The 22,743-nt window shown below is 67.9% G+C and carries 25 protein-coding genes; 4 read left to right on the forward strand and 21 right to left on the reverse strand.

The window, feature by feature from the left end; genetic code table 11:
* Positions 1-615 (reverse strand): P1 family peptidase (locus VFW45_18700; GenBank protein ID HEU5182825.1); only part of this gene is annotated, 615 nt, incomplete at its 3' end.
* Between the two features lie 111 nt (positions 616-726).
* Here VFW45_18700 and VFW45_18705 point away from each other — a divergent pair.
* On the forward strand, positions 727-1,803 hold the full coding sequence (locus tag VFW45_18705; GenBank protein ID HEU5182826.1) for a dihydrodipicolinate reductase: 1,077 nt from the start codon (positions 727-729) through the stop codon (positions 1,801-1,803).
* A gap of 6 nt (positions 1,804-1,809) precedes the next feature.
* Here the strand turns inward: VFW45_18705 and VFW45_18710 are convergent, their stop codons facing one another.
* The 13 genes from VFW45_18710 to VFW45_18770 form a co-directional block, all read right to left on the reverse strand.
* Positions 1,810-3,141, reverse strand: a complete 1,332-nt coding sequence (locus tag VFW45_18710; GenBank protein HEU5182827.1) for an ATP-binding protein — start codon at positions 3,139-3,141, stop codon at positions 1,810-1,812.
* Position 3,142: 1 nt separating this feature from the next.
* On the reverse strand, positions 3,143-3,496 hold the full coding sequence (locus tag VFW45_18715; GenBank protein HEU5182828.1) for a DUF192 domain-containing protein: 354 nt from the start codon (positions 3,494-3,496) through the stop codon (positions 3,143-3,145).
* 10 nt (positions 3,497-3,506) lie between these two features.
* Complete coding sequence (locus tag VFW45_18720; protein ID HEU5182829.1) at positions 3,507-4,466, reverse strand: type II secretion system F family protein; 960 nt, start codon at positions 4,464-4,466, stop codon at positions 3,507-3,509.
* Positions 4,467-4,469: 3 nt separating this feature from the next.
* Positions 4,470-5,438 (reverse strand): type II secretion system F family protein, encoded by a 969-nt coding sequence (locus tag VFW45_18725; protein HEU5182830.1) that lies wholly within the window; start codon positions 5,436-5,438, stop codon positions 4,470-4,472.
* 3 nt (positions 5,439-5,441) lie between these two features.
* A complete protein-coding gene (locus tag VFW45_18730; GenBank protein ID HEU5182831.1) occupies positions 5,442-6,788 on the reverse strand; it encodes a CpaF family protein in 1,347 nt (448 codons plus the stop codon).
* A 22-nt stretch (positions 6,789-6,810) separates the two neighbouring features.
* Complete coding sequence (locus tag VFW45_18735; GenBank protein HEU5182832.1) at positions 6,811-8,049, reverse strand: AAA family ATPase; 1,239 nt, start codon at positions 8,047-8,049, stop codon at positions 6,811-6,813.
* Positions 8,049-9,131, reverse strand: a complete 1,083-nt coding sequence (locus tag VFW45_18740) for a pilus assembly protein TadG-related protein (GenBank protein HEU5182833.1) — start codon at positions 9,129-9,131, stop codon at positions 8,049-8,051. Before VFW45_18740 ends, VFW45_18735 begins: the two co-directional genes overlap by 1 nt.
* A gap of 27 nt (positions 9,132-9,158) precedes the next feature.
* Positions 9,159-11,078: a pilus assembly protein N-terminal domain-containing protein gene (locus tag VFW45_18745; GenBank protein ID HEU5182834.1), complete on the reverse strand. Its 1,920-nt coding sequence runs from the start codon at positions 11,076-11,078 to the stop codon at positions 9,159-9,161.
* Positions 11,079-11,080: 2 nt separating this feature from the next.
* The gene (cpaB, locus tag VFW45_18750; GenBank protein HEU5182835.1) at positions 11,081-11,908 is read right to left on the reverse strand and encodes a Flp pilus assembly protein CpaB; all 828 of its coding nucleotides are present in this window, start codon (positions 11,906-11,908) and stop codon (positions 11,081-11,083) included.
* A 55-nt stretch (positions 11,909-11,963) separates the two neighbouring features.
* Positions 11,964-12,389 (reverse strand): TadE family protein, encoded by a 426-nt coding sequence (locus VFW45_18755; protein HEU5182836.1) that lies wholly within the window; start codon positions 12,387-12,389, stop codon positions 11,964-11,966.
* 2 nt (positions 12,390-12,391) lie between these two features.
* Positions 12,392-12,919, reverse strand: a complete 528-nt coding sequence (locus VFW45_18760; protein ID HEU5182837.1) for a prepilin peptidase — start codon at positions 12,917-12,919, stop codon at positions 12,392-12,394.
* 21 nt (positions 12,920-12,940) lie between these two features.
* Complete coding sequence (locus VFW45_18765; GenBank protein HEU5182838.1) at positions 12,941-13,132, reverse strand: Flp family type IVb pilin; 192 nt, start codon at positions 13,130-13,132, stop codon at positions 12,941-12,943.
* A 118-nt stretch (positions 13,133-13,250) separates the two neighbouring features.
* Positions 13,251-13,418, reverse strand: coding sequence for a Flp family type IVb pilin (locus VFW45_18770; GenBank protein HEU5182839.1), 168 nt, complete (start codon positions 13,416-13,418; stop codon positions 13,251-13,253).
* A gap of 479 nt (positions 13,419-13,897) precedes the next feature.
* Here VFW45_18770 and VFW45_18775 point away from each other — a divergent pair, with 479 nt between their 5' ends.
* Complete coding sequence (locus VFW45_18775; GenBank protein HEU5182840.1) at positions 13,898-14,941, forward strand: GAF domain-containing protein; 1,044 nt, start codon at positions 13,898-13,900, stop codon at positions 14,939-14,941.
* A gap of 1 nt (position 14,942) precedes the next feature.
* Here VFW45_18775 and VFW45_18780 read toward each other — a convergent pair whose 3' ends face one another.
* The 3 genes from VFW45_18780 to tmk form a co-directional block, all read right to left on the reverse strand.
* A complete protein-coding gene (locus VFW45_18780) occupies positions 14,943-16,073 on the reverse strand; it encodes a sigma-54 dependent transcriptional regulator (GenBank protein ID HEU5182841.1) in 1,131 nt (376 codons plus the stop codon).
* 155 nt (positions 16,074-16,228) lie between these two features.
* Positions 16,229-17,347, reverse strand: coding sequence for a DNA polymerase III subunit delta' C-terminal domain-containing protein (locus tag VFW45_18785; GenBank protein ID HEU5182842.1), 1,119 nt, complete (start codon positions 17,345-17,347; stop codon positions 16,229-16,231).
* Positions 17,344-17,991: a dTMP kinase gene (tmk, locus tag VFW45_18790; protein ID HEU5182843.1), complete on the reverse strand. Its 648-nt coding sequence runs from the start codon at positions 17,989-17,991 to the stop codon at positions 17,344-17,346. The genes VFW45_18785 and tmk overlap by 4 nt, the downstream gene beginning before the upstream one ends.
* 95 nt (positions 17,992-18,086) lie before the next feature.
* On the opposite strand from tmk, the gene VFW45_18795 reads away from it, so the two are divergent.
* Together VFW45_18795 and VFW45_18800 are read left to right on the forward strand one after the other, a co-directional pair.
* Positions 18,087-18,377: a hypothetical protein gene (locus VFW45_18795; GenBank protein ID HEU5182844.1), complete on the forward strand. Its 291-nt coding sequence runs from the start codon at positions 18,087-18,089 to the stop codon at positions 18,375-18,377.
* A gap of 13 nt (positions 18,378-18,390) precedes the next feature.
* The gene (locus tag VFW45_18800) at positions 18,391-19,266 is read left to right on the forward strand and encodes a 3-hydroxyacyl-CoA dehydrogenase family protein (protein HEU5182845.1); all 876 of its coding nucleotides are present in this window, start codon (positions 18,391-18,393) and stop codon (positions 19,264-19,266) included.
* On the opposite strand, the gene VFW45_18805 is transcribed toward VFW45_18800, so the two are convergent.
* From VFW45_18805 to VFW45_18820, 4 genes are read right to left on the reverse strand one after another with little or no spacing between them, the layout of a single operon-like run.
* Entirely contained in the window at positions 19,248-20,342 is a 1,095-nt protein-coding gene (locus VFW45_18805; protein ID HEU5182846.1) for a site-2 protease family protein, read from the reverse strand. The genes VFW45_18800 and VFW45_18805 overlap by 19 nt on opposite strands.
* Positions 20,343-20,364: 22 nt before the next feature.
* A complete protein-coding gene (locus VFW45_18810) occupies positions 20,365-21,045 on the reverse strand; it encodes an isoprenylcysteine carboxylmethyltransferase family protein (GenBank protein HEU5182847.1) in 681 nt (226 codons plus the stop codon).
* The gene (locus tag VFW45_18815) at positions 21,046-21,687 is read right to left on the reverse strand and encodes a succinate dehydrogenase (GenBank protein HEU5182848.1); all 642 of its coding nucleotides are present in this window, start codon (positions 21,685-21,687) and stop codon (positions 21,046-21,048) included.
* A 16-nt stretch (positions 21,688-21,703) separates the two neighbouring features.
* Positions 21,704-22,648 carry a bifunctional riboflavin kinase/FAD synthetase gene (locus VFW45_18820; protein HEU5182849.1) on the reverse strand — a complete coding sequence of 315 codons (945 nt, stop codon included), beginning with the start codon at positions 22,646-22,648 and terminating at the stop codon, positions 21,704-21,706.
* Positions 22,649-22,743: the final 95 nt, after the last annotated feature.

Raw genomic sequence — 22,743 nt, forward strand, 5'->3', positions numbered from 1 at the left:
GCCGGCCAGGCCGCTTCCCCGGGGGGTGCGGCGCGCCCCCGCCAGGAGCTCTCCGCTGACCGGATGGCGCACGTCGCCGAAGGCGTTGACCACCGCCAGCGCGCCGACCGCCAGGCTGCCGCGGCGCAGCGTCGCGATGCCGACGCCCCCCTTCATGGCACGTGGCATACCGTAATACTTTCCCACCGTCGCGCCCGTCCCGGCCCCGACGCTTCCTTCCGCCACGCGCGACGCACGGGCGGCGCGGCAGGCGCGCCGCGCCATCGCCGCGTCGGGCCGCCGCCGCGAGCTTCCCACGCCCAGATCGAACAGGATGGCCCCGGTGACGATCGGGATGCGCACCCCGCGAACCGGAAAGCCGACCCGCCGTCCTTCCAGGTAGGTCATCACGCCGGCCCCTGCGTCCAGGCCGAAGCCGCTGCCGCCGGCGAAGAAGATGGCATGCACCCTTTGCACCCGGTGGCCGGGCAGCGCCACCGTGGGATTGCGCAGCGAGGAGCCGCCGCCGCGCACGTCCAGCCCGCACACCGCCCCCTTCTCGCACAGCACCACCGTGATGCCGGTGGCCGCGCGACGATCGCTCGCATGCCCGATGCGGACTCCCGGAAGACCCAAGCTCCCTCCTGTCGTTTCATGCCTCCGGCCGGCGCATCGTATCACCTCTCGACTCCTCGCCTCCGCGGCCGCCGCGCGGCGATCGAGCCTCTTTCCCGGAGCGCCGCGACGATGATTGACAGCCAGAAGGGCCCCGCCTATCCTGTGCGGGTCATCGTCGAGGAAAAAATCTTGAGCTCGCCCATCAAGGTCGTGCAGTTCGGCATGGGGCCCATCGGCGTCGCGCTGGCCAAGGAAGTGCTGTCGCGCGCCGATCTGGAGCTGACCGGCGCCGTGGACCGGGCGCCGGGAAACGCTGGCCGGCCGCTCGACGAGCTGGTGGGGCCGCAGGCGCACAACCTGCCGCGCGTCGTGCCGAACCTCGGGGATCTGCCGACGCCTCCGCAGCCGCGTGTCGTCCTGCACGCCACCGGCTCCCGCCTCAAGGAGGTGATGCCGCAGCTGGAGGAGATCCTGTCGATGGGGTACCACTGCGTCTCCTCGTGCGAGGAGCTCTCTTACCCCTTCCTGCGGCATCCCGAGCTCGGACAGCGTCTGGACGATCTGGCGAGGCGCAACGGCGTCGGCCTGGTCGGCGCCGGGATCAACCCGGGCTTCGCGCTCGATCTGCTGCCGGCGCTGCTGGCCACCGCCTGCCGGCGCATCGACCGGGTCGAGGCGCTGCGCTCCGTCGAGGTGACCGACCGCCGCGAGCCGCTGCAGCTGAAAGTGGGGATGGGGCTGACGCTCGAAGCCTACCGGACCAAGGAGCAGGCGGTGGGAGGCATGGGGCACGTGGGGCTGGCCGAATCGGCGGCGCTATTGGGATCGGCCTTGGGCTGGAGCACGCGGGGCATCGAGGAGTCGAGCGAGCCGGTGATCGCGCAGCACGAGATCACCATGGGAAGCCGCACTTTCGAGCCCGGAACGGTGCTCGGCACGCGGACGCGCGCGGTTCTCAAGGTGGACGGGGAGGACCGCCTCCTCCTTCAAGTGACGATTGCCGCGGCGGTCGGCAGGGAAGAAGATCACATCATGCTGGAGGGGGACCCGACCCTCGAGCTGGTCATTCCCGGAGGAATTCCGGGGGATTCCGCCACTGCTTCCATCCTGGCAAGCATGGCTCGGCGGATTGTGGCCGTCCCCCCCGGCCTGCATAGCGTTCTGACGCTTCCGGTGGTGCCCCCCGGCCCACCGAGACTGGTCTGAAGCCCCCTACATCGACAGCTCGGCTTCCTCCGACAGGAAGTAGGAGCCGCAGACCCGATCCAGGGTCGTGGCGTCGAGCGACGGCTCGCCCCCGGCGAAGCGCGCGGCATCCACCACCTTGTCCAGGAGGTCGCGCGGATGGCAGCAGCGGACCGGGATCCCCTGCTTGCCGTAGTACTCCTCGAACAGGTAATCCACCGCCCATTCCCCGCCGGCCACGTGGTGCCGCTCGCACTCGCGCAGGAAGATCTCGCGGTATTCGGCGCGCGACGGATCGGTAATGGCGATCTTGTAGCGGATGCGCCGCAGGAACGCCTCGTCCACCAGGTCGTGCGGACGCAGGTTGGTGGCGAAGATCACGAGGCTGCGGAAGGGGACCGGGAACTTGCGACCGGTGTGCAGCGTCAGGTAGTCCACGGCGCGGTCCAGCGGCACGATCCAGCGGTTCAGCAGGTCGCGCGGCTGGACGAGCTGGCGTCCGAAGTCGTCGAGGATGAAGACGCCGCCGTTCGACTTCATCTGCAGCGGCGCCTGGTAGAAGCCCTCCCGCTCGTTGAAGATGAGATCCAGCATCTCCAGCGTCAGCTCGCCGCCGCTGAAGACCACGGGCCGGCGGGCGCGCACCCAGCGGCGATCGCGCAGGTCGCCCGACAGCGGCGTGTCTTCCGATCCGGCCGTCTCCTCGTCCCCATGGAATACGGGGTCGTAGACCTTGATCACCTGCTGGTCCATCTCGACGGCGTGCGGGATGTGGATGGCTCCCCCCAGGGCCCGCCCGATCGCCTCGGCCAGCATCGTCTTGCCGTTGCCGGGGGCGCCGTACAGGAACAGGGTCTTGCGCGCCGCCACCGCCGGACCGACGCGCTCCAGCAGCCCGGGCTGCATCACGATGTGGGAGAAAGCCTCGCGCAGCCGGTCGGCGGGAATGCGCTCCAGCCCGAGGTTCTGCAGCGTCACGCGCCGGGAGTATTCGGCCAGGGACACCGGCGCCGGGCCGACATAGCGGCTCACGGCCATCGCCTCGCGGGCCCGGTCCCGCCCGGCGGAGAGGATGCAGTATCGATAGGCCGCGCGGCTGGGGCCGTCGTTCCCCTTCATCTCGATGAGTCGCTCGCGCTTGAGCGCCTCGAGCGTCCCTTCCAGGACGTTGAAGGGCAGGCGCAGCGCGTCGGCGAGCTCGGTGCCGCGCATCTCGTTCTGGTAGTACAGGGTCTTGAGCGTCAGGTCGAAGAGAAAGGCGGCCGAGAGCCCGGTTTCCTCGGGGGTCCTGGGCGCGCGGGGAGTTTCCGAGTCGTGCGTCGTAGCGTTGATGACTTCCATCGCGGTCCGCGTGCTCATCTCATGCCTCCTTGGGTTCGATTTCGATCCGGTCGCCGATGCGGGTCCGGCTGCGCCGGACGGTGCCTGCCGGGAGCTCCAGGACGGTCCTCGCCTTCCAGCGGATCGGGGCGAAGCGTCCGGGGGAGAGGTTCTCCTCCAGCCCCACGACGTTGCGGTCGCGGTCCAGGAAAACCACGTCGATCGGAAAGGCCATGCCGTGCGTGTGGATGCTCCGGCACGGGACGATCCATAGCGCCTCGCCGCTCTCCAGCCCCGTGCGCCCGGTCAGGCCGCGCAGGCGGGTCCAGAAGGTGTCGGCCTTGACCACCTGAGTGGCCAGCTCGGCTTCGCTGCGGGGATTCACGGCGCGCATCGCAGCCCCCTCATTTGGCCGTCGCCTGGATCGTGTCGCTGAAGATCCGGGCGAGGTTCAGGAAGGCCGGGCCGAGGATCACCACCAGCAGCGCGGGGAAGATGCAGAACAGGAGCGGGAAGATCAGCTTGATCGTCGTCTTGGCGGCGGCCTCCTCGGCGCGCTGGATGCGCTCGGTGCGCAGGCAGTCGGAGTGGACGCGCAGCGACTTGGCGACGCTGGTCCCGAACTTGTCGGTCTGGATCAGCATGGCGGCCAGGGCGATGATGTCGTCGACGCCCGTGCGCTCGCCCAGGTTCTTGAGGGCCTCGACGCGCGTCCTGCCGGCCCGGATCTCCAGATTGACCAGCTTCAGCTCCTCGCTGATCTCCTGGTGCGTCCGCTCCAGCTCCTCGGAGACCTTCACGATCGCCTGGTTCAGCCCCATGCCGGCTTCCACGCAGATGACCAGCAGGTCCAGCGCATCCGGCAGGCTCAGCTTGAGGCGGTGCTGGCGGCCGCGCGCCTGGCTCTTCAGGACCATCTTGGGCAGCATCATGCCGAGCAGCGCCAGCAGGGCGGTGATGAGGAAGCGTGTCGCCGGCATCATGTGGATCTTGAGGGTGCCCAGGAAGAACGCCGTGGGCATGCACACCATGCAGACCAGGCGGATGGTGTTGTAGGTGGACAGCGCGGTGCCGGTGCGGTGCCCCGCGTAGTGCAGCAGCTTCTGGGTCTTGGAGGCACTGGCCATCGAGATCGGCGTGCGCAGCATGCGCTTCCGCAGGAAGCCGGCCTGGCGCGAGTCCACCGGCGTGGTGGCCAGTGCCGGGCCGAGGCCCTCCGTCGCGGCCGCGATCGAGGATTCCGGGAGCCGTCCCAGGCGATCCACCGCGGCGCGGCGGGGCTTGAGGGCCAGGTAGGCGGCGGCCGACAGCGAGATCGTGAACGTGGCGATCAATCCGAAGAGGACGGTCATCTCGATATTCATCGGCTATACCTCGATGTTGACGATCTTGCGGATCCACAGCAGCCCGACCAGCTGCATCACCCCGGCGGCAATCAGCAAGCGGATACCCCAAGTATCGTTGAAGATGATCTTCATGTACTCGTAGTTCAGGCAGAGCGTGATGAGTCCCATCACCGGCGGCAGGCACATCAGGATGATGCCGGTCAGCTTCGCCTGCGCCGTGTGCACCTTGAGCTGCCGCCAGATGCGGAAGCGCTCGCGGATGGTGGTCGAGATCTTTCCCAGCAGCTCTGCCAGGTTGCCGCCCGACTGGCGCTGGATCAGCACCGCCACCACGAACAGCTTGAGGTCGAGCAGGGCGACGCGATCCAGCAGGTTCATCAGGGCGCTCTTCATCGGCAACCCGTAGTTCTGCTCCTCGAAGACCCGCTGGAACTCTTTGCCGACCGGGTCAGGCATCTCGTCGGCGATCATCTTGATGCCGGTGTTGAAGGCGTGGCCGGCGCGGATGGCCCGGGCCAGCAGGTCGATGGCGTCAGGGAACTGCGCCTCGAAGCGGCGGAAGCGCTTGTTGCGGATTCGGACCACGATCAGGATCGGCAGGAACGCCAGCGCCACGCCGATCGGGATCGCCAGAAGCACCCCCAGCCGGAACCCCAGGGCGCCGAGGAAGCCGGCCACGGCGCACACGGCGATCCACAGGGCGAACGTACCGGTCTTCATCTTGAGGTCGGCCTGCTCCAGCAGACGCTTCATCTTGCCGCCGGCGCGGAAGCGCAGCAGCAGCTGCTGCAAGGGGCCGATGCCGGAGAGCGTCGAGTCCTTGAGGATGCTGAGCTCCTCCTCGCCGGCTCCGGCGGCCGCCAGCACGGCGGAGACGCGGGCCGTCATGAGCTTGTCCACCGAGCGGCTCTGCTGGCGGACCAGCAGCATGCTCACGCCGATCACCATCAGCGAGGTGGCGCAGAAGACCAGGAAGATGGGCAGCAACATGGGTTACCTCCAGCCCCGTGCGGCGCTGGCGGCGGCCGCGGGGGCGGTCTCGAGCGTGGCGTTTTCGTCGAACATCTCCAGCGGCAGGTGGATTCCGGCGACCCGCAGGCGGTCGGCGAAGCGCGGGCGGATGCCGGTGGGGCGGTAGCGGCCCACCACCTTGCCCTCTTCGTCGATTCCCGACTTCTCGAACACGAAGATCTCCTGCATGGTGATGACGTCCTCCTCCATGCCGATGATCTCGGAGAGGCTGGTCAGACGGCGCGTGCCGTCGGAGTGCCGGGCGATCTGGATGACCACGTTGATGGCGGAGGCCACCTGCTCCTTGACGGCCCGCGGCGGAAGCTGGAAGCCGGCCATCGCCACCATGGTCTCGAGCCGGGACAGGGCGTCGCGCGGCGTGTTGGCGTGGATGGTGGTCAGCGAGCCGTCGTGGCCGGTGTTCATGGCCTGCAGCATGTCGATTGCCTCACCGCCGCGCACCTCGCCCACCACGATTCGGTCGGGGCGCATACGCAGGCTGTTGATGACCAGCTGCCGCTGGGTCACCTGGCCCTCGCCTTCGATGTTGGGCGGCCGGGTCTCCAGCCGGACGACGTGCTCCTGCCGGAGCTGGAGCTCGGCCGAGTCCTCGATCGTCACGATGCGCTCGTTGTTGGGAATGAACGACGACAGGACGTTCAGCGTGGTGGTCTTGCCGGAGCCGGTGCCGCCGGAGATCAGCACGTTCATGCGCGCCTTCACGCAGCCGGCGAGCAGGTCGAGGATCGGCTGGGTCATCGTTCCATAGCGGATCAGGTCTTCGCCCGAGAGCGCGTCTTTGCGAAACTTGCGGATCGACAGGTGCGGCCCGTCGATCGACAGCGGCGGGATGATGGCGTTGATGCGCGAGCCGTCCGCCAGGCGGGCATCGACCATCGGCGAGGACTCGTCGATGCGGCGGCCGACGCGCGACACGATGCGGTCGATGATCTGCATCAGGTGGTTGTCGTCCTTGAAGGAGACGGGCGTCGGCTCCAGCCGTCCGTGGCGCTCCACGTAGATCTGGTCGTGGGTGTTCACCAGGATGTCGTTGATCGAGGTGTCGGAAAGCAGCGGCTCGAGGGGTCCCAGCCCGAAGATCTCGTCCAGGATCTCGTCCATGATGACGCGCCTCTCCGAGGTCGAGAGGGGCGTCGACTCCTGGTTCATCAGGTCGGTGATCAGGCTCCGGATTCCCTGGGTCGCGGAGTCGCGATCCATCTGCTGCAGCGATTCCAGGTTCAGCCGGTCCAGGACCTCGCGATGGAGCCTGGCCTTGAGCTGCTGGAACTCCGAGGTGGTGGGCACGGCGGACAGGTCGACTTTCATGCGCTCCTCCTTCTACGGCCGCTCAGGCCGAGGCTCCATGATGGGAAATGCGGGCCATGCCCTTCGGAAAGATCCCCAGCACCTTGCGCCGGGCGGGGGCCGCGGCCTCGCCGCCGGGCGACAGGGCCGTGGCGTATCCCTCGAAGCAGGTGGCCAGGCCGTTGCGGTTGCGACTGACGAACGGGATCCCGTCGTTGAGGGCTTCGGGGATCGAGCGGGTGTCCTGGGGCACGGTCCAGGAGACCTTGAGCTCGAGCACCTTCTCCGCCTCGTCGAGCGTGATGTAAGGGTTGCGGTCGTAGCGGTTCACCACCAGGCGCACCAGGTCGCGCGCCACGCCGTTCTGCTCGAGCCGGCGCAGGCACCACTGGGCGCGGCGCAGCGCCAGCAGGTCGAGCGTGGTGATCACGTGGACCATGTCGGACTGCCCTAATCCCGCCTGGGTGGAGGGCTCGGTCAGCTCGCCGGTGTTCACCACCACGAACTCGTACTGCTCGCGCACGAACTGGAGGAGCTGGGCGACGCGCGCCGGGTCGGTGTTGACGGCCTTCTCGAGCGACTCGCTCGCCGCCAGGACCTCGAGGCCCGAGACGTGCCGCAGGACCATGCCGTTGAGAAGCTCGCGGTCCATGCGGTGGGTGTTGGCGACCGCGTCGCTGACGCTGAAGCTGGGGCTCAGGTTCAACAGGAGCGCGGCGTCGCCGGCGGCGAGGTCCAGATCCACCAGGAGGGTGGAGCGTCCGGCGCTCGCCAGCGTCACCGCCAGGTTGGTCGCCAGGGTGGTGGCGCCGCAGCCGCCCTTCGCCGAGAGGAAGGTCATGACGCGGCCGCGCGTCCCCTTGTGGGTATGCACGGCGGGGGCGGAGCGCTTCCAGAACCTGGCCACCGCCTCCGAGAGGACCTTGCCGTCCAGGGGCAGGGGGATGAACTCGGCGGCGCCGGCCTGCTGGGCCCGGAGCATCAGCCCCGGATCGCTCATGCCGCCGGCCACGAAGACGCGCGGTGAGGGATGGCGGTCGAAGATCTCCTGCACGAGGGCCATCGAGGCGCCATCGGCCTCCGTGTCCACCAGGATCAGGGAGGTCTCGCTCGACTCCAGGACCGTCAGGCAGCCGTTCAGGCGCGCCGAGCGCGGTCCGCTTTCCATCGCCTTCACATGAATCGAATCATGCTCGGAAACCGCCTTTTTCACCTGCTCCAGGAAGGCGGGACGCTCGGTGACGACGAACAGGTCGGTCGGGGGGGTCTTCGAAGTCTTCATTATTCGACAAGCCTCACGGTTTGGAGTCCGCCCGGGGATGCTCCTTGCCCGATGCCGGAAGTGGGGAGAATGCGGGCTGTAACAGTTCCGTTGCCGCTGATGTCCTCGAGGAAAAGGCTGGCGATGTTGGTGACGACGAAGCTCTGCTTGCCTGAGGTGAACGGAAACCGCGGATCGAAGAACGGGATGCGGATGATCCGTGGGCTGCCGGTCTCTCCGTACTTGCTGCCGGTAATCACCTTGTTGGCGGCGTCCCACTTGGCGCCGGAGTCCTGGGCGATCAGGTCCTCGACCCCCTGCTTGGTCGGTCCGACCAGGTTGCCGTTCTGGGTCCACAGGGTGTCGCCGATGGAAATGGTGCTGGGATTGCAGCCGGAGATGTTCTCGCGGTAGCGATCGCCGCCGACGTCGGGAGAGCCCGGAATCGGCAGATCGATCGGAAAGAACTGGCCCGGCGCGATGGCGGAGCCGGGATTGGCCTGCTTGACGATCAGCTGTACGCCGATGTCGAAGCCGTTGTTGCGGTAATCGGTGGCGTAGGAGGTCACGCCTTTCTCGTAGTACTCGCCCGCGTCGTACTTGCCGTTGCCATTGGTGTCGGCGAAGGCGTCGGGAAGAGCCCAGGGTTTCATGCAGCTGATCGAATTACCCAGGACCACTTCGGCGGTGGCGCAGGCCGAGACGTCGACCGAGTTGCGCCAGATGCGGGCGAAGAAGGTCGGCACCGGATTGCCTCGGGCCGCGGTGCGCGGCACGCAGACCCGGCAGCGCTTGAGGTTCAAATCGACCGTGACATCGCCGTTGTTGATGGCGACGGGGGTCGACAGCACCTGATTGTAATTGGCGTACTCCACGCCCTTGGCGGTCGCCTTGGCCGCGACGCCGGCGTTCAGGGTGTTGAACATCAGCATGTGTCCGCCGCAGGCCAGAGCCCCTGAGTCGGCGGCGTTCTGGCACTGGGTGCGCGCCGTGTACAGAACGCCGGCATCGATCGCCAGCGCCGCGGCGCCAATCAGGACCAGCATGACCAGGGCCACGAAGACCATTGTGGCGCCTTTCTCATCCTTCCAAAGCTGCGACATGTTGCACCTCGCTCCTATGCCTGGCCGTTACTTGGACGCCACGGGCGTCTGGGCGGCGGATTCGTCGACCGGCTTCGGGGTCTCGAGCTTGCTGGTCTTCTTGGGCTTGTCCAGCTCGAAGCTCTCGTCCCACTGCGGAGGCTGAGGGGCCTGGCCGGGCGGATTGGGCCTCACGAAGGTCGGGGTCGCCACGACCAGCAGCTCGCTGCGGTTCTTCTCCAGGTTCTTGCTGCGGAACAGGTAGCCGAGGCCCGGGATGTCGCCGATGAGCGGAATCTTCTTCTTGACCTGAGCCAGGTCGGAGGAGTACAGCCCGGCGATGGCGAAGCTCTGTCCTTCCTTGAGCTCGATCTCGGTATCGGCGCGCCGCGTCTTCAGGGCCGGGATGGCGAAGCCGGAGAGGACCACGGCGTTGGCGAAGTCGAGCGAGGAGACCTCGGGAGTGACCCGCATGACAATGGTGTCCTTGTCGCGCACGGTCGGAGTGAAATCGAGGCTGATGCCGAACTTCTTCCATTCCACGGTGACCGAGGTGAAGCCGGCGCCCGCCTGCGCGACCGGGACCGGGATCTCGCCGCCCGCCAGGAAGCTGGCCTTCTGGCCGTCGGCGGTGATCAGGGTCGGCTCGGCCAGGACCTGGGCCAGGCCGCGCTGCTTGAGGGCGGTGATGAAGATCTCCCACTTGTCGCGGAAGCTGAAGCCGTAGACGTTGATGGCGTCGTTGAAATTGAAGTTGGGACCGACCGGGGTATTGGCGAAGTTGCCGCTGGCCGCGGGGCCGCCGAGATTGGTCATTCCCTCGTGGTCGCCGCGCGGGTTGAGCGGATCGAAGCGCACCAGCGAGGCGGACAGATCGGTCAGCGCCTGCTTGCTGACCTCGGCGAACATGATCTTGAGCATGACCTGCCGCCGGCCCTCGGCCGGGTAGGACATGTTGTTCACGACCTTGCCGGTATAGTCGGTGGCCAGCTTGACGGCCTTGTCGCCGGTCGCCGGATTGCTCACGGTGCCGTACAGGACGATGGTGTCCTTGGAGGCGCCCACGGCGATGTGCTCGTCGGGAAAGAACTCCTGGAGACGGCGGGAGAGCGCCTCGGTGTCCATCTGGACCGTCAGGTTGTAGGTGCGCGAGGCGCCGCCGCGGAACCAGAGCACCAGGCTGGTGGTCCCGTGCGTCAGGCCGTTGATCAGGATCTGCTGGGGAGAGACGACCACCGCGTCGGCAATCGCCGGATTGGCGACGGAGACGCGCGTGACGGACGATTCCAGGTCGACGGTCAGCGACTTGCCGCTGGAGACGACCAGCTCGCGCGTGCTCTCGCCTTCGTCAGTCTTCACGGTGCCGGCATTGAGGCTCAGACTGGCGTGCGTGGGCATGACCGTGGCGCTCTTGGCGACCAGCGGGGTAGCCGGGGCGCTCTGGGCGACCACCGGGGGAGCCGGAGTGCTCTGGGCGACCACCGGGGGAGCCGGAGTGCTGACGGGGACGGTGACTTCCGGGGCCGTCTCCGCGCTCACCATCAAATCCACCATCAGGTCGTTGCCGTCGAGGCGGACGCGGCGCTCCACCGAAGCGGCACCTTCGAAATCGATGCGGGTCGCGGTGCGGCCCTTGCTGCCGTTGGCCGAGCGCACCACGATGCGGCCGACCTCCTTGGTTCCGGGGGTCATCGTCGTCTCGGACTGCCGACAATCCACGCCGTCCATGGTCATCGTCCAGCTCCCGGCCTGGATCGAGGAGAGGGAGTAGCCCAGCGGCTGGGTACCATGGAAGGTCACGCGCGTGCCTCCCGTGGGCGCCGGCTGGGTCTCGACCGAGCGCAGCTCCACGACGGGAGAAGGGGTTTCCTGGGAGCGGGCCGAGAGACTGGTCGCCGCCAGGATGAGGCTCAGGGCGAACAGGGTCAGCTTCCGGGTCACGTGCTGGGGGGATCGTCGGCTGTTCATGGTTAGAAATTCTCCGTTGTACGCTTATTTCCGCGGATTACTTCCACGGTGTCCGCGGGTTTGGGGGCGGGGTGGGCGCGGGGCGCGGCGGCCGGGGCCGCCTTGGGGGTGCCTCCGACCATCGGTCCGAGCAGGGCGCCGTTGGTGGTCACGGGATCCATGTCGAGGCTGTTGCGCAGCGCCAGCTGCAGATCGCCCTCGTGGCTGGCCAGCGTCAGCTTCTCGGACTCTTCCGGAGTCACCAGCAGGGTGATGACGTTGACGGTCTCCGGTTTGCCTTCCTCGTCCTGCTCGATCTTCTGGCCGGCGGCCAGCACTTCGACGTTCTGCAGGATCATCTTGCTGGCGCTTTTCGCCTTCTCACCGCCGGGGTTGACGCTGACGACGACGTCGACCCGCGTGCGAGGCAGGACGAAGCCGGCCACGCCGATGATCTCGTTGACCCGCACGCTGACCGCTCGCTTTCCCTTGGGAATCACGCTGGCCAGTCCGCCGCCGGCGTCTTTCGGCGCGAGCCGGGCCTCGAGGATCGGCTCGCCCGGGACGACGCCATCCATGATGGCGCGGCCCATGACCGCCTGGGGATCGGAGAAGGAGCCTTCGGGCCTCACCGAGGAGGCCCATTCCACGCTCTTCACGTGCTCCGGCTGCAGCACCGTGCCGTAGGGGAGCTTGGTGGTGGCCACCACCAGCGGGAAAGTGGGGGCCGCCTGGTTGGTGGGCGTGGCTGAGGCCTGCCGCTCCTTGAGCATCCTGTAGGTGAGGATGCTGGCGGCGCCGCCCGAGCCGATGGCCAGGATCAAGATGCCGATCACGAGAATCCTTCTCACGTTCTTCCTCCTTAAACGCTCGGTCCCTTGCGGGTTCCGGCAGCGGTCCGTTCCGTTACTCGTTGCGCATCACGCTCTGCGCGGTGATGTTGATGTCGGCGCCGGCGGTCGCGCCGGTGTTGATCATGCGAATCACAGGTCCCACGTACATGAAGGAATAGGGGACGGTCACGGTGATGGACACCTGGGTCCCGGTGCCGCCGTCCACGCCGGCGCCGCCGATGACGACGGAGGCGTTGTTCTTCACGTTGGCGGTGCTCAGGTAGCTGTTGACGCGCGCGACCACCGCGGCGTCATTGGTGAAGCCGGTGGGCAGCGCGGCCAGGCGCGCACCCTCGCGGGCGGCGTTGGCGAGAACCTGATAGAGGTTCCAGGCCCGGCCGAACTCGCAGATGCCGACCACCATGAGCAGCAGCAGCACCACGACGAGCGCGAACTCCACCAGGTTCTGTCCAGAGCGATCGGATCGGAATCGATGCATCTTCAGCTCCACCGGCTCAGCAGCACCACGAGGGTGCCCGCCGCCACCGGAACGGCGTAGGGAATCTTCAAGGTGCCGGGATTCCCGAGGTTGAGTACAGGAGAAGGCCGCAGCCCTCCCGTGAACCAGAAGGCGAACAGCTGCGCGATCCCTTTCAGCGTGGACAGAAGCCGACCGTTGGCCAACGCGACCCCGAGGGCCAGAACGCCCCCGGCCAAAGCGCCGACCAGGGCGACGGCAAACAGGTCCCGCGGGCCCAGGATCGAGCCGAGGCAGGCCAGCAGCTTCACGTCGCCGGCACCCATGCCGCCGAGCGCGAAGAAGGGGAGGAAGATCGCCAGTCCGAGCAGCGCTCCGGCGAGGCTCCACCCGAGGGCGGCCCAGCCGCCGCGCAGGGTATTGAGGAAACAGCCGGCCGCGAGGCCGGCAAGGACCAGCTGGTTGGAGATGCGACGGGAGCGCAGGTCGGTGAAGCAGGCGATTCCCGCGACGATGATGGCGGCCAGATAGATGATGAGTGTAAGTTTCACGACCGTCGTCTCCCGTGCTTCCTAAGAAAGCGCCGCAAAAGCGGTTGTTATGTTTCCCCACAAGCTTGCCAGGCCGTTTCCGACCGTCACGAGGGCCACGATGACGACGACGGCGATCAATGCGGCCAGCATCCCGTACTCGGCCAGGTCCTGACCCTCAGTCCTCGCGAGAAGGTCGCCCGGGAACAGCCTTGAAATCCGTTGCCGGAACATCGCGTCGCCTCCATCCGCCCAAAGTCATCGCCGGATTCTTCCGGCGTTTCGTTCCTCGAAAAGTGGGAGGGGGCTCGCTCGAGCCCCCTCCCGGAGCTCAGCATTCCCGTTTCGATTTCTAGGGGTTCAGGGCCTTCGCGATGTTGTTGAACACCGTCTGAATCTGGCCGCCCAGGGCCGTCACCGCCGCGATCACGACGAGCGCGATCAGCGCGATGAGCAGTGCGTACTCGGCCAGATCCTGGCCCTCTTCGCTTCTCCACAGACGGGTCATCAAAGCCTTCATGGTTCCTCCTCCTAAAAGTGATGTTTGGAAAACCCGTTGCGCGGGATATGGCAAGCGGCGTGCCATGCGGCGTGCAATGCGGCAAAGGGCTTGCGACGCAAGGGTTTCCACGGATTTGCAGGGAGGAGAGACCGGCAGTGCGAGGGGTTTGTGTGTGCAACTTGCACGCGAGTCTGCAAAGTCGTGCAGAGTCGGCCGCGGCGCGGAGGCGGTGAGCGTGCAAGCGGTTGCACACCGACGGAAGGTTTGCAGACACGCTCGCAGGGCGGAACACTCCTTTTCGTGGGAACGAATGCCGGCAAAGGCCCGCCACCCAAGGAGAAGATGGCGCGCGTGGCGGCTGCCGTCTTTTGGCACGGAGATGGCAATAGGCACCGCCGTGCCGGTCAATAAGACACCGCCGTGCCGGTCAATAGGACACCGGCGTGCCGGGCCAATGGACATCCGAGCCGGATCAAATACCGGACAGGAGCACGAAGATGATTCAAAAACAGAAGGGGACGAAGGGGACGGCGCAGGGGGTCTCCCTGGCTGCCGAGATGGAGCAGCGCTACGGCGTGCGCCGCCCGCCCGAGATTTGCGCCGAGATGGGCCGGCGTCGCTGGCGCGAGCTGAACCGCCTGCTGCATGCCTGCATGGTGCTGCACGGCGCCGGCCGCGATCGGCGCCCGCTGCAGAGGGTTCTGCATACCGCCGCCGGACTGGTGGGAGCGAGCCGCGGGGTGTTCTACCTCAAGAGCGACGCCGAGATGACGCTCGAAGCGGCGGCTTCGCAGGGCTTCACGGGAGGGATCCCCGAGGGGCTGCGCGGTGGAGGCGAGATCTCGCCGGCCGCCATGCGGGCCGGCAAGCCGCTGCTGGTCGCAGGTCCCGAGGAAGTGCGCCTGCAGTCCGAGCTTGCCATGCTGGGCGAGCCGGCAGCCGTCAGCTTCCCGATCCAGATGGAAGGGCAACCCTGGGGCGCCATTCTCCTGGGCCGGGAGAGCCGCTTCGAGGAAGACGAGGCCATCCTGCTGTGGATGTATGCCCTGGTGGTGGAGGACGCGCTTCCGAGCCTGTCGCGCGGCGAGCGCGCTCTGCGAGTGGAACCCGACTCCACCCCGGGCGGCCTGGTGTCGCCGGAAGCTTTCCGCTCGCTCGTGGACGCCGAGCTGCAGCGGCTGCCTTCGGGAGCTCGCGCCTGCACGCTTCTGAAAATCGCCTTCCGCCCGCAGGAGGGCATTGCCCGCCGCGGGGACGAGCTGCGCAGTGCCCGCAGCCTGCGGGTGCTGCGCTCCGTGCTGCGCCCCGTCGACCGCGTGGCTCCCAGCCAGGCGGGAGATCTCTTCGTCCTGCTGCCGGAGACGGGCGGAACGGAAGGAGAGCAGGTCGGGCAGAAGATCCGCCGGGCCCTGATCCAGTCCCGCGTGCTGGGCGACGAATCCGAGGTGATCCGGGCGCTGACGGTCCGGCGGGCGAGCTGCCCGGAGCATGGGCATCGGAGCGCCGCGCTCTTCCAGGCGCTCGAAGCGATCGCCGGCTGACTCAGGGCTCCACGGGATCCTCTTGCGGATCGGAGGTCGAGCGCCGGGTCAGCGTGTAGTCCTTGATCTTGTAGAGCAGGGAGCGATAGCTCATCTCGAGCTCACGGGCGGCGCGGCGGCGGTTCCAGTCATGCCGCTCCAGGGACTGGAGGATGGCGGCGCGCTCCGCCTGCTCCACCGCGTGGCGCGCGACCTCGCGCAAGGACCGGGGGGACGGCAGCGCCGGCTGCGCCGCGGACGCCGGCTCCGGAGCTCCCGCGGCCATGCCGCATGGCACGTCCTCGAGGCTCGCATCCAGCTCGGCGTCTCCCCCGAGCAGGATCATGCGCTTGATGGCGTTCTCCAGCTCGCGGATATTGCCGGGCCAGGCGGAGGCGCCGAGCAGCGTGAAGAAGTCGCGGCCGGGATCGGCAAGCTCCGGACGGTTGTACTGGGTCGCGTAGCGCCGCAGGAAGTGCAGCGCCAGCGATTCGAGGTCCTCGCGCCGCTCGCGCAGCGGCGGAACGCGCAGGGAGACCACGCCGAGCCGGTAATAGAGGTCCTGTCGGAAGGTTCCCGCCTTGATGTCGCGCGTCAGATCGCGGTTGGTGGCGGCCAGCACCCGCACGTCGACCTCCACCACCTGGCGCCCGCCCACCCGGTACAGCTTTCTCTCCTGCAGGACGTGCAGCAGCTTGGCCTGCAGGCGCGGCGGAATCTCGCCGATCTCGTCCAGGAAGAGCGTTCCTCCCGAGGCGGCTTCGAACTGCCCCATGCGGTTCTCGACGGCGCCGGTGTAGGCCCCGCGCATGTGGCCGAACAGCTCGGATTCGAGCAGCCCTTCGGACAGCGAAGCGCAGTTGAGATGGACGAAAGGACGATCACGGCGTGTGGAGTTGTGGTGGATCAAACGGGCCAGCAGGTCTTTGCCGACTCCCGTCTCACCCAGGATCAGGACGGTCTCCTGGGACGGCGCCACCCGCAGGGCCTTCTGCTCGACGCTCTGCATGGCGGCGCTGCCGCTGGGAACGTACTGCCAGTCCCCGGAGGCGTCGCGCCACAGCGAAGCCTGCCGCGGCGGACGCGCGGGGTTCTCCTTGCTTTTCTCGAGCTGGGAATGCCCCTGCGCGAACGCTGAATCTGCCGAGTTCATCCTCCACGGTCCTTGCGCAAATGGGCGATACGACGAGCTACCGGAAGTATGGTGCGGCCGGCTGCGAAGACAATAGAAAAGATCGTACTCGGCGGTGCGAAACAATTGACGGAGGAAGGCTTTCGGGGACGGGTTCCGGACGGGCGGGAAGCGGCTCAGCTCCGGGCGGTTGCGGGCGTCGGCGGATTGACCAGATCCAAAAGAAGGGATTCCAGCGCGACCTGCCGGTTGACGAAGCGCCGCAGGTCCTCGCGGGTGCGCTCGAGACGTCCCAGCAGCTCGGCGGCGCGATAGGGGGAGACTCCGAGACGCTGCTCGGAGCGGGCCGAATCGGGGTGGGTCAATACCGCCATGTCGCACCCGCTTCCCAGAAGCATCGCGTCGCGCACCAGATCGGCGAGCATTGAGAGCGTCTCGTCGGTGGCCTCGTCCTCGGGAAAGAGGGCCGCCGTCGCGGACAGCGCCGCGGCGGGGGATGCTCCGGCCTCGACCGCTCCGGCGAGGATGTTCCCCAGCCGGGAGCGGCGCTGCAGATAGCGCTGTGGATCGGGAGCGAGCTCGAGGGCCTTTCCGGGGCGCCCTCCCGACAAAGCCGCGGCGAGCGCCGCCTGTCCCTCCGGGAGGCCGGGATCGACCTCCCGGAGCCAGCGGCGGATCTCATCACGGGCCAGGGTCGCGAAGCGGAAGGCGCGGCAGCGCGAGCGGATGGTCGGCAGCAGCGCCGCCGCGTTCTCGGTCAGCAGCAGGATCACGGCCCGCGCCGGAGGCTCCTCGAGGACCTTGAGCAGGGCGTTGGCCGATTCCTCGTTGAGCCGCTCGGCCGAGAGCACCAGCAGCAAGCGTCGGGGGGAGGTGGAAGGCGAAAGGTAGAGCTGTGCCAGGCGCCGGCGGGCCATCTCCGCCGGAATCCTCCAGGCTGGATGTCGGCGCACCTCGTCCTGCAGGGCGTGCAGATCGAGAGCGGCGCTGGCTTTTTCCTCGGAGGGACGGGCCGCCGGCTCTTCCTTGCCTCCCTGGGGATGCAGGACCGTGAGATCGGGATGGAGCAGCGCCGCGGCGTCGAGCTTGCGGCAGCTGGAGCAGGCGCTGCAGGCGCCGGCCGATCCGGCCGCGCACAGGAGCTCGCGGGCAAGGGCCATGGCGGCAGTCAGCTTGCCGATCCCGTCGGGACCGTGGAACAGGAGCGCGCCGGCGAGGCGGTTTTCGTTCAAGGCGCGATCGAGGGCCGCGACAACGGCGCCTTGTCCGCGCAGCTCCGCGAAGCGGCGGGTCAAGGCAGACCCAGGGAGGGGAGAGCGGATCGAAGGGCTGCGACGACCCGCTCGTGGACTTCCTCGATGCGACCGTCCCCTTCGAGGACCCGGATCCTCTGAGGATGGGAAGCGGCCAGCCGGCGGTAGGCGTCCCGCACCCGGCGGTGGAATTCCATGTCTTCCTGCTCGAAGCGCGACTGATCCCTCGGCGCCCGGCCCTCGCGCCGGCGCGCCCGCGCCAACGCCGTCTCCGGATCGATGTCGAACAGCAGCGTGAGATCGGGCTCCAGGGCGAGCAGGTCGAGTCGGTTCAGCGTCTCCACCAGCTCCGCGGGAAGGTGCCGCCCGTCGCCCTGGTAGGCCCGGGTCGCGTCCTTGTAGCGATCGCACAGCACCAGCTTGCGCTCCGCCAGGGCCGGCAGGATCACCCGCGCCAGGTGCTGGGCGCGGGCCGCCTGGTACAGCAGCAGCTCCGACAGCGGAGTCAGGTCGCGATGGGCGGGATCGAGCAGCAGGGCCCGGATCTGGTTGCCGATCTCGGTGCCGCCGGGCTCGCGCGTCAGGACATGCTCGATTCCGGCATTTTCCAGCCGGACCGACAGGAGCTGGATCTGGGTGGTCTTCCCGGACCCTTCGATCCCTTCGAAGGTGATGAAGGCGCGCATGCGATCTCCGCCGGTTCCGGCGCGCATGATACCACAGCCTCCCCACAGCGCCCGGCGCGCCGCCTTTGATAGAATCGTGCCCGCGGAGGGCCGGCATGCGGCATTGTCACGCCTGTGGCGCGGAGGTGAGCAAGGAAGGCAAGCTGTTCCGCACGGACGAGTGCGGCGGTTGCGGCCGCGACCTGCGCTGCTGCCGGAATTGCGTCCATTACAGCCCCACCGCCCACAACCAGTGCCTGGAGCCGGTGGCCGAATGGGTGGCCGACAAGGAGCGCGCCAATTTCTGCGAGTATTTCACCTTCGCCGACACGCAGGGCGGGGGGCCCTCCCGCCGCTCGCCGGAAGAAGCGGCGAGGGAGAAATGGAAGAAGCTCTTCAAGTCGTGAAGGGAGGCGGGTGATGAGCGTCGTATCGGCGGAGGCGATCCGCCGCGTGGCGGTGGTGGGGGCCGGGACGATGGGCCACGGCATTGCGCAGGTCGCGGCGCTGGCGGGCTGCCAGGTGAGGCTGTTCGATGCGGTGCCGCACTCCGCCGCCGCGGCCCTTCCCAAGATCCGCGCCTCGCTCGAAGCGGCCGTGGCCCGGGGGAAGGTGAGCGCCGAGGCGATGGGAACGGCCCTGGCGAATCTCTCGACCGCCAACACGCTGGAGGAGGCGGCGGGCGCGGCCGACCTGATCATCGAGGCGATCCCTGAGAAGATGGAATGGAAGCAGGAGCTGTTCGCGCGCCTCGGCGAAATCTGCCCGCGCGAGGCGCTGCTGGCGTCCAACACCTCCTCGCTGAGCCTGACGAAGATCGCGGCGCGCGCCGTCGCACCCGAGCGCGTCGTCGGGCTGCATTTCTTCAACCCGCCGCCGGTGATGAAGCTGCTGGAGGTAGTGCGTGCGGAGCAGACTTCCGAGGCCGCCTTGCAGACCGCGCTCGGCTTCGCGGCGCGGCTGGGCAAGGAGCCGATCGTGGTGAAGGACTCGCCCGGCTTCGCCACCTCGAGGCTGGGGGTGGTGCTGGGGCTGGAGGCGATGCGCATGCTGCAGGAAGGGGTGGCGGCGGCGGCCGACATCGACAAGGCGATGGAGCTGGGCTACGGGCATCCGATGGGGCCGCTGCGGGTCTCCGATCTGGTGGGGCTGGACGTGCGGCTCGCGATCGCCCAGACGCTCGCCTCCGAGCTCTCCGACACTCGGTTTTCCCCGCCGGAGATCCTGCGGGAGAAGGTGCGTGAGGGGAAGCTGGGCAAGAAAAGCGGGGAGGGGTTCTACCGCTGGGGCTCCTGAGACCCACGCCCGGCCCCGGCCAACAGCGCCGCGCCGCGCAGGATGCCCGACAGCGTCACGATTCCCCGCAAGCCGCTCTCATCGATCACCGGCAGGAGCCCGACCCGCTCGACGCGCATCCGCCGCAGCGCTTCGCGCAGCGGATCGGCAGGATGCAACCGGGCCTCGACCGGCTGCGTCACGCTCTGCACACTCGCCTCCCGCGGCTCCCGCAGACCTTCCGCCATCTTCGCCCGGTTGACGACCCCCACGAAGACGCCGTCGCGCACCACCGGGAAATCCTCCTGTAGCGAGTGCAGCGAGAGGCGCGCCGCGTCGCCGAGGGAATCGGCCGGCGACAGGGCCAGATAATCGCGAATCATCATGTCCTCGACCTTGAGATTCTCGAGCGCCCCGTACAGCTGCGCGACCTGCTCCTCGGAGTTGGCGACCAGATAGAGGAAGACGCCGATAACCGGCAGCCACCAATCCTCGAGGAAGATCCCGCCCAGGACGAAAACGCCTCCAAAGCCCTTGCCGACGCGCGCGGCAATCTGGGTCGCCCGCGGGTAGGGAAGGCGCGTGGCCAGAATGCCGCGCAGCACCCGGCCGCCGTCCATCGGATAGGCCGGGATGAGATTGAAGACTCCCAGCCCCAGGTTGGCCCAGAGCAACCCACCCAGCAGGTCAGCGCCGGGGGGCGCGTCCCACGCGAGCACCGGCGCTGCGCTGGCCAGCGTATCGAGCAGCCACAGTCCCCCGGCGATCAGGAAGTTCACCGCCGGGCCGGCCAGCGCGATCAGGATCTCGCGTGCCGGCTGGCGCGGGATGTCGTCCAGCACCGCGATGCCGCCGAGTGGATAGAGGGTGATCGAGGCGATGGCGACGCCGAAGCGGCGGGCCACCACGCAGTGTCCCAGCTCGTGCAGCAGGACGCACGAGAACAGCAGGACGATGAGCAGGAAGATGCGCACGCCGGAAATCAGCCCCGCGCGGCTCGCCTCGTTGCCGGCGAGCAGCAGCAGGAGAATCAGGAAGGTGATGTGGACCCGGATGGGAATGCCGAGCACCGTCCCCAGCCGGAAGGACCAGACCATCCGCGATCCCTCCGTCCTAGTCCTAGTACAGCCCGGGAAGGATGAACCGCGTCCGCTGCCGGTAGCTGTGATACTCGGGCAGGGCGCGCGCCAGCTTCTCCTCCTCGATGCGGGCCCGCACCAGCTGGAAGCCGTTGACCATCGCCCAGAAAAGGATCGCGGTAAGGGTCCCGAAGCCGAGGCACAGGCCCAGCATGGTGATCGCCTCCCCGAGGTAGAGAGGGTGCCGGATGAAGCGATACGGCCCCGAATGGACGATGCGGCGGGCCTCGGCCAGGATCGAGAAGGCGCTGCGCAGGTGGAGCAGCGACCATAGGCTCAAGGCGAGCCCCGCCACCGAGAGGGCGACCGCGGTGCGCGGCGCCTGGAACCGGTGCGGCGCGTTGAGCCGGTTCAGGACGACGATGCCGATCGGCCCGGCCAGGAACACCAGCATGGGAAGCACCCGCTCGCGGAACCCCTGCGCCGGGGAGACCGCCCGCATGCGGGTGACGTAGGCCGCCAGTACGAGCAGGAAGAAGGCGATGGTGAGGAGGTGGCGCGCCACCTCCAGCGTGAGATCCTCACGCGCGCCCTCGCGCAGGAGGGCCCGCGTCTTCGTGGCGAGCGCCGACAGCTCGGCGGCGAGCAGCAGGCTCCAGAGCACCAGCGGGACGATCTTCCCGGTGATCCAGTCGCGCGCAGCCGAATCGTTGCCGCTCATTCAGAGGTTCCAGCCCTTGCCCAGAAACCCGAGCATGTTGTTGATCCCGACCAGGAAGAGCACCACGAAAAGGATCATGGTGGCGGCGCTGAGCCGGCGCTGGGAGGCGGGGGTGGTGGTCAGCCCCCAGGTGATGGAAAAGGTCCAGACGCCGTTCGCCAGGTGATAGGCGGTGCCGAGCAGCCCCAGGGCATAGACCGCGACGGTGATCGGCTCCGTCATCGCCTCGTGCATGTGCTCGAAGTTCATCGGGAAGCCGCCGATCCAGGGCTCGATCCGGGTCTTGTAGACGTGCGCCCCCACGAACAGCAGCACCCCGATCCCGGAGAGACGCTGCAGCAGGTAGCGCAGATTGCCGAACAGCGGGTAGGCGGGCAGGTTCTGCCTGCCGCGGAAGGTAATCCAGATCCCCAATCCCGCGTGGAACAGGATCGGCAGGTAGATGAAAAGGACCTCGAAGGCGGTCATGAAGGGAAGATTGTTCATGGTCCGCAGGCGGGTGTCGAAGGCCTCCGGCCCCTTCTGGGAGAAGGAGTTCGTATAGAGGTGCAGCAGCACGAACACTCCCACGGGGATGATTCCCGAAAGCGAGTGCAGGCGCAGCCAGAAGAAGCGGCTATTCGAGGGAGAAACGAGCGTCATGGTCGTCGTGGCGTCCTCACCGCGGGACCACCGGAGCGACGTCGTGGAAGTAGCGGCGGGCCCGCTCGACGTCGGCGGCGATCTGTCGCGTAAGCTGTTCCGGGTTGTCGAACTTCAGCTCGGGGCGGAGCCGCGCCAGGAAGCGGATCTCGAGCGGCGCATCGTAGAGATCGAATGCCGCATCCAGGAGATGGGTCTCGACGGCGAAGGCCGCGTCGGGAAACGTCGGGCGGCTTCCGACGTTGGTCACCGAGGGGTGCTCCCGCTCGCCGGTTTTGGCCAGCGTCACGTAGACACCGTCGGCCGGCAGGATTTCCGAGCGGGCGCGCAGGTTGGCGGTGCGGAAGCCGAGCGATGCCCCGCGCGCCTCGCCGCGCACCACGATTCCGTGGATCGCAAACGGGCGCCCGAGCAGCTCGCGCGCCAGCTCCACCTCCCCGGAGAGCAATGCCCGCCGGATGCGGCTCGAGCTGACCGGGCTCCCCAGGACCAGGCAATCCTCCGTCGGAGGCACCTCGATCCCCAGCTCCCGTCCGAGCTGCCGCAGCAGCTCGACGTTTCCTTCCCGTCCGCGGCCGAAGTTGAAGTTGTTGCCGACGAAAACGGCGGCGGCGTGGAGGGACTGGTGCAGCGTCTCGCGCACGAAGGTGTCGGCCGGAATCTGCGCGAAGGCGGGAGTGAAGGCGATCACCAGGGCGTGCCGGAAGCCGAGGGCTTCGATGCGCCGCATCTTCTCCTCATGATCGGTGAGCAGGGGCGGAGCCGATTGGGGACGAATGACCTTGAGAGGATGGGGACGGAAAGTGGCGCACAGCGCCGGAAGTCCCGTGCGTCGGGAATGCTCGAGCGTGTGCCGCAGGATCGCCTGGTGTCCGCGGTGTACGCCGTCGAAGTTTCCCAGCGTCACCACCGGGCGCTGCAAGGCCGCGCCGGACAGCTCCGCCGATTCGTAGACGGTCAAGGAGAAGAACCCCCCGCTCGCCCCGGCGAATTGGACGGGGCGGCCCTTCCGGGCGCCTCAAGGGCCTCAGGGCCCGCCTCATGATACCCAATCCG

This window comes from Candidatus Polarisedimenticolia bacterium (genome assembly GCA_035764505.1).
In the GTDB taxonomy this organism is placed as follows: Bacteria; Acidobacteriota; Polarisedimenticolia; order Gp22-AA2; family AA152; genus AA152.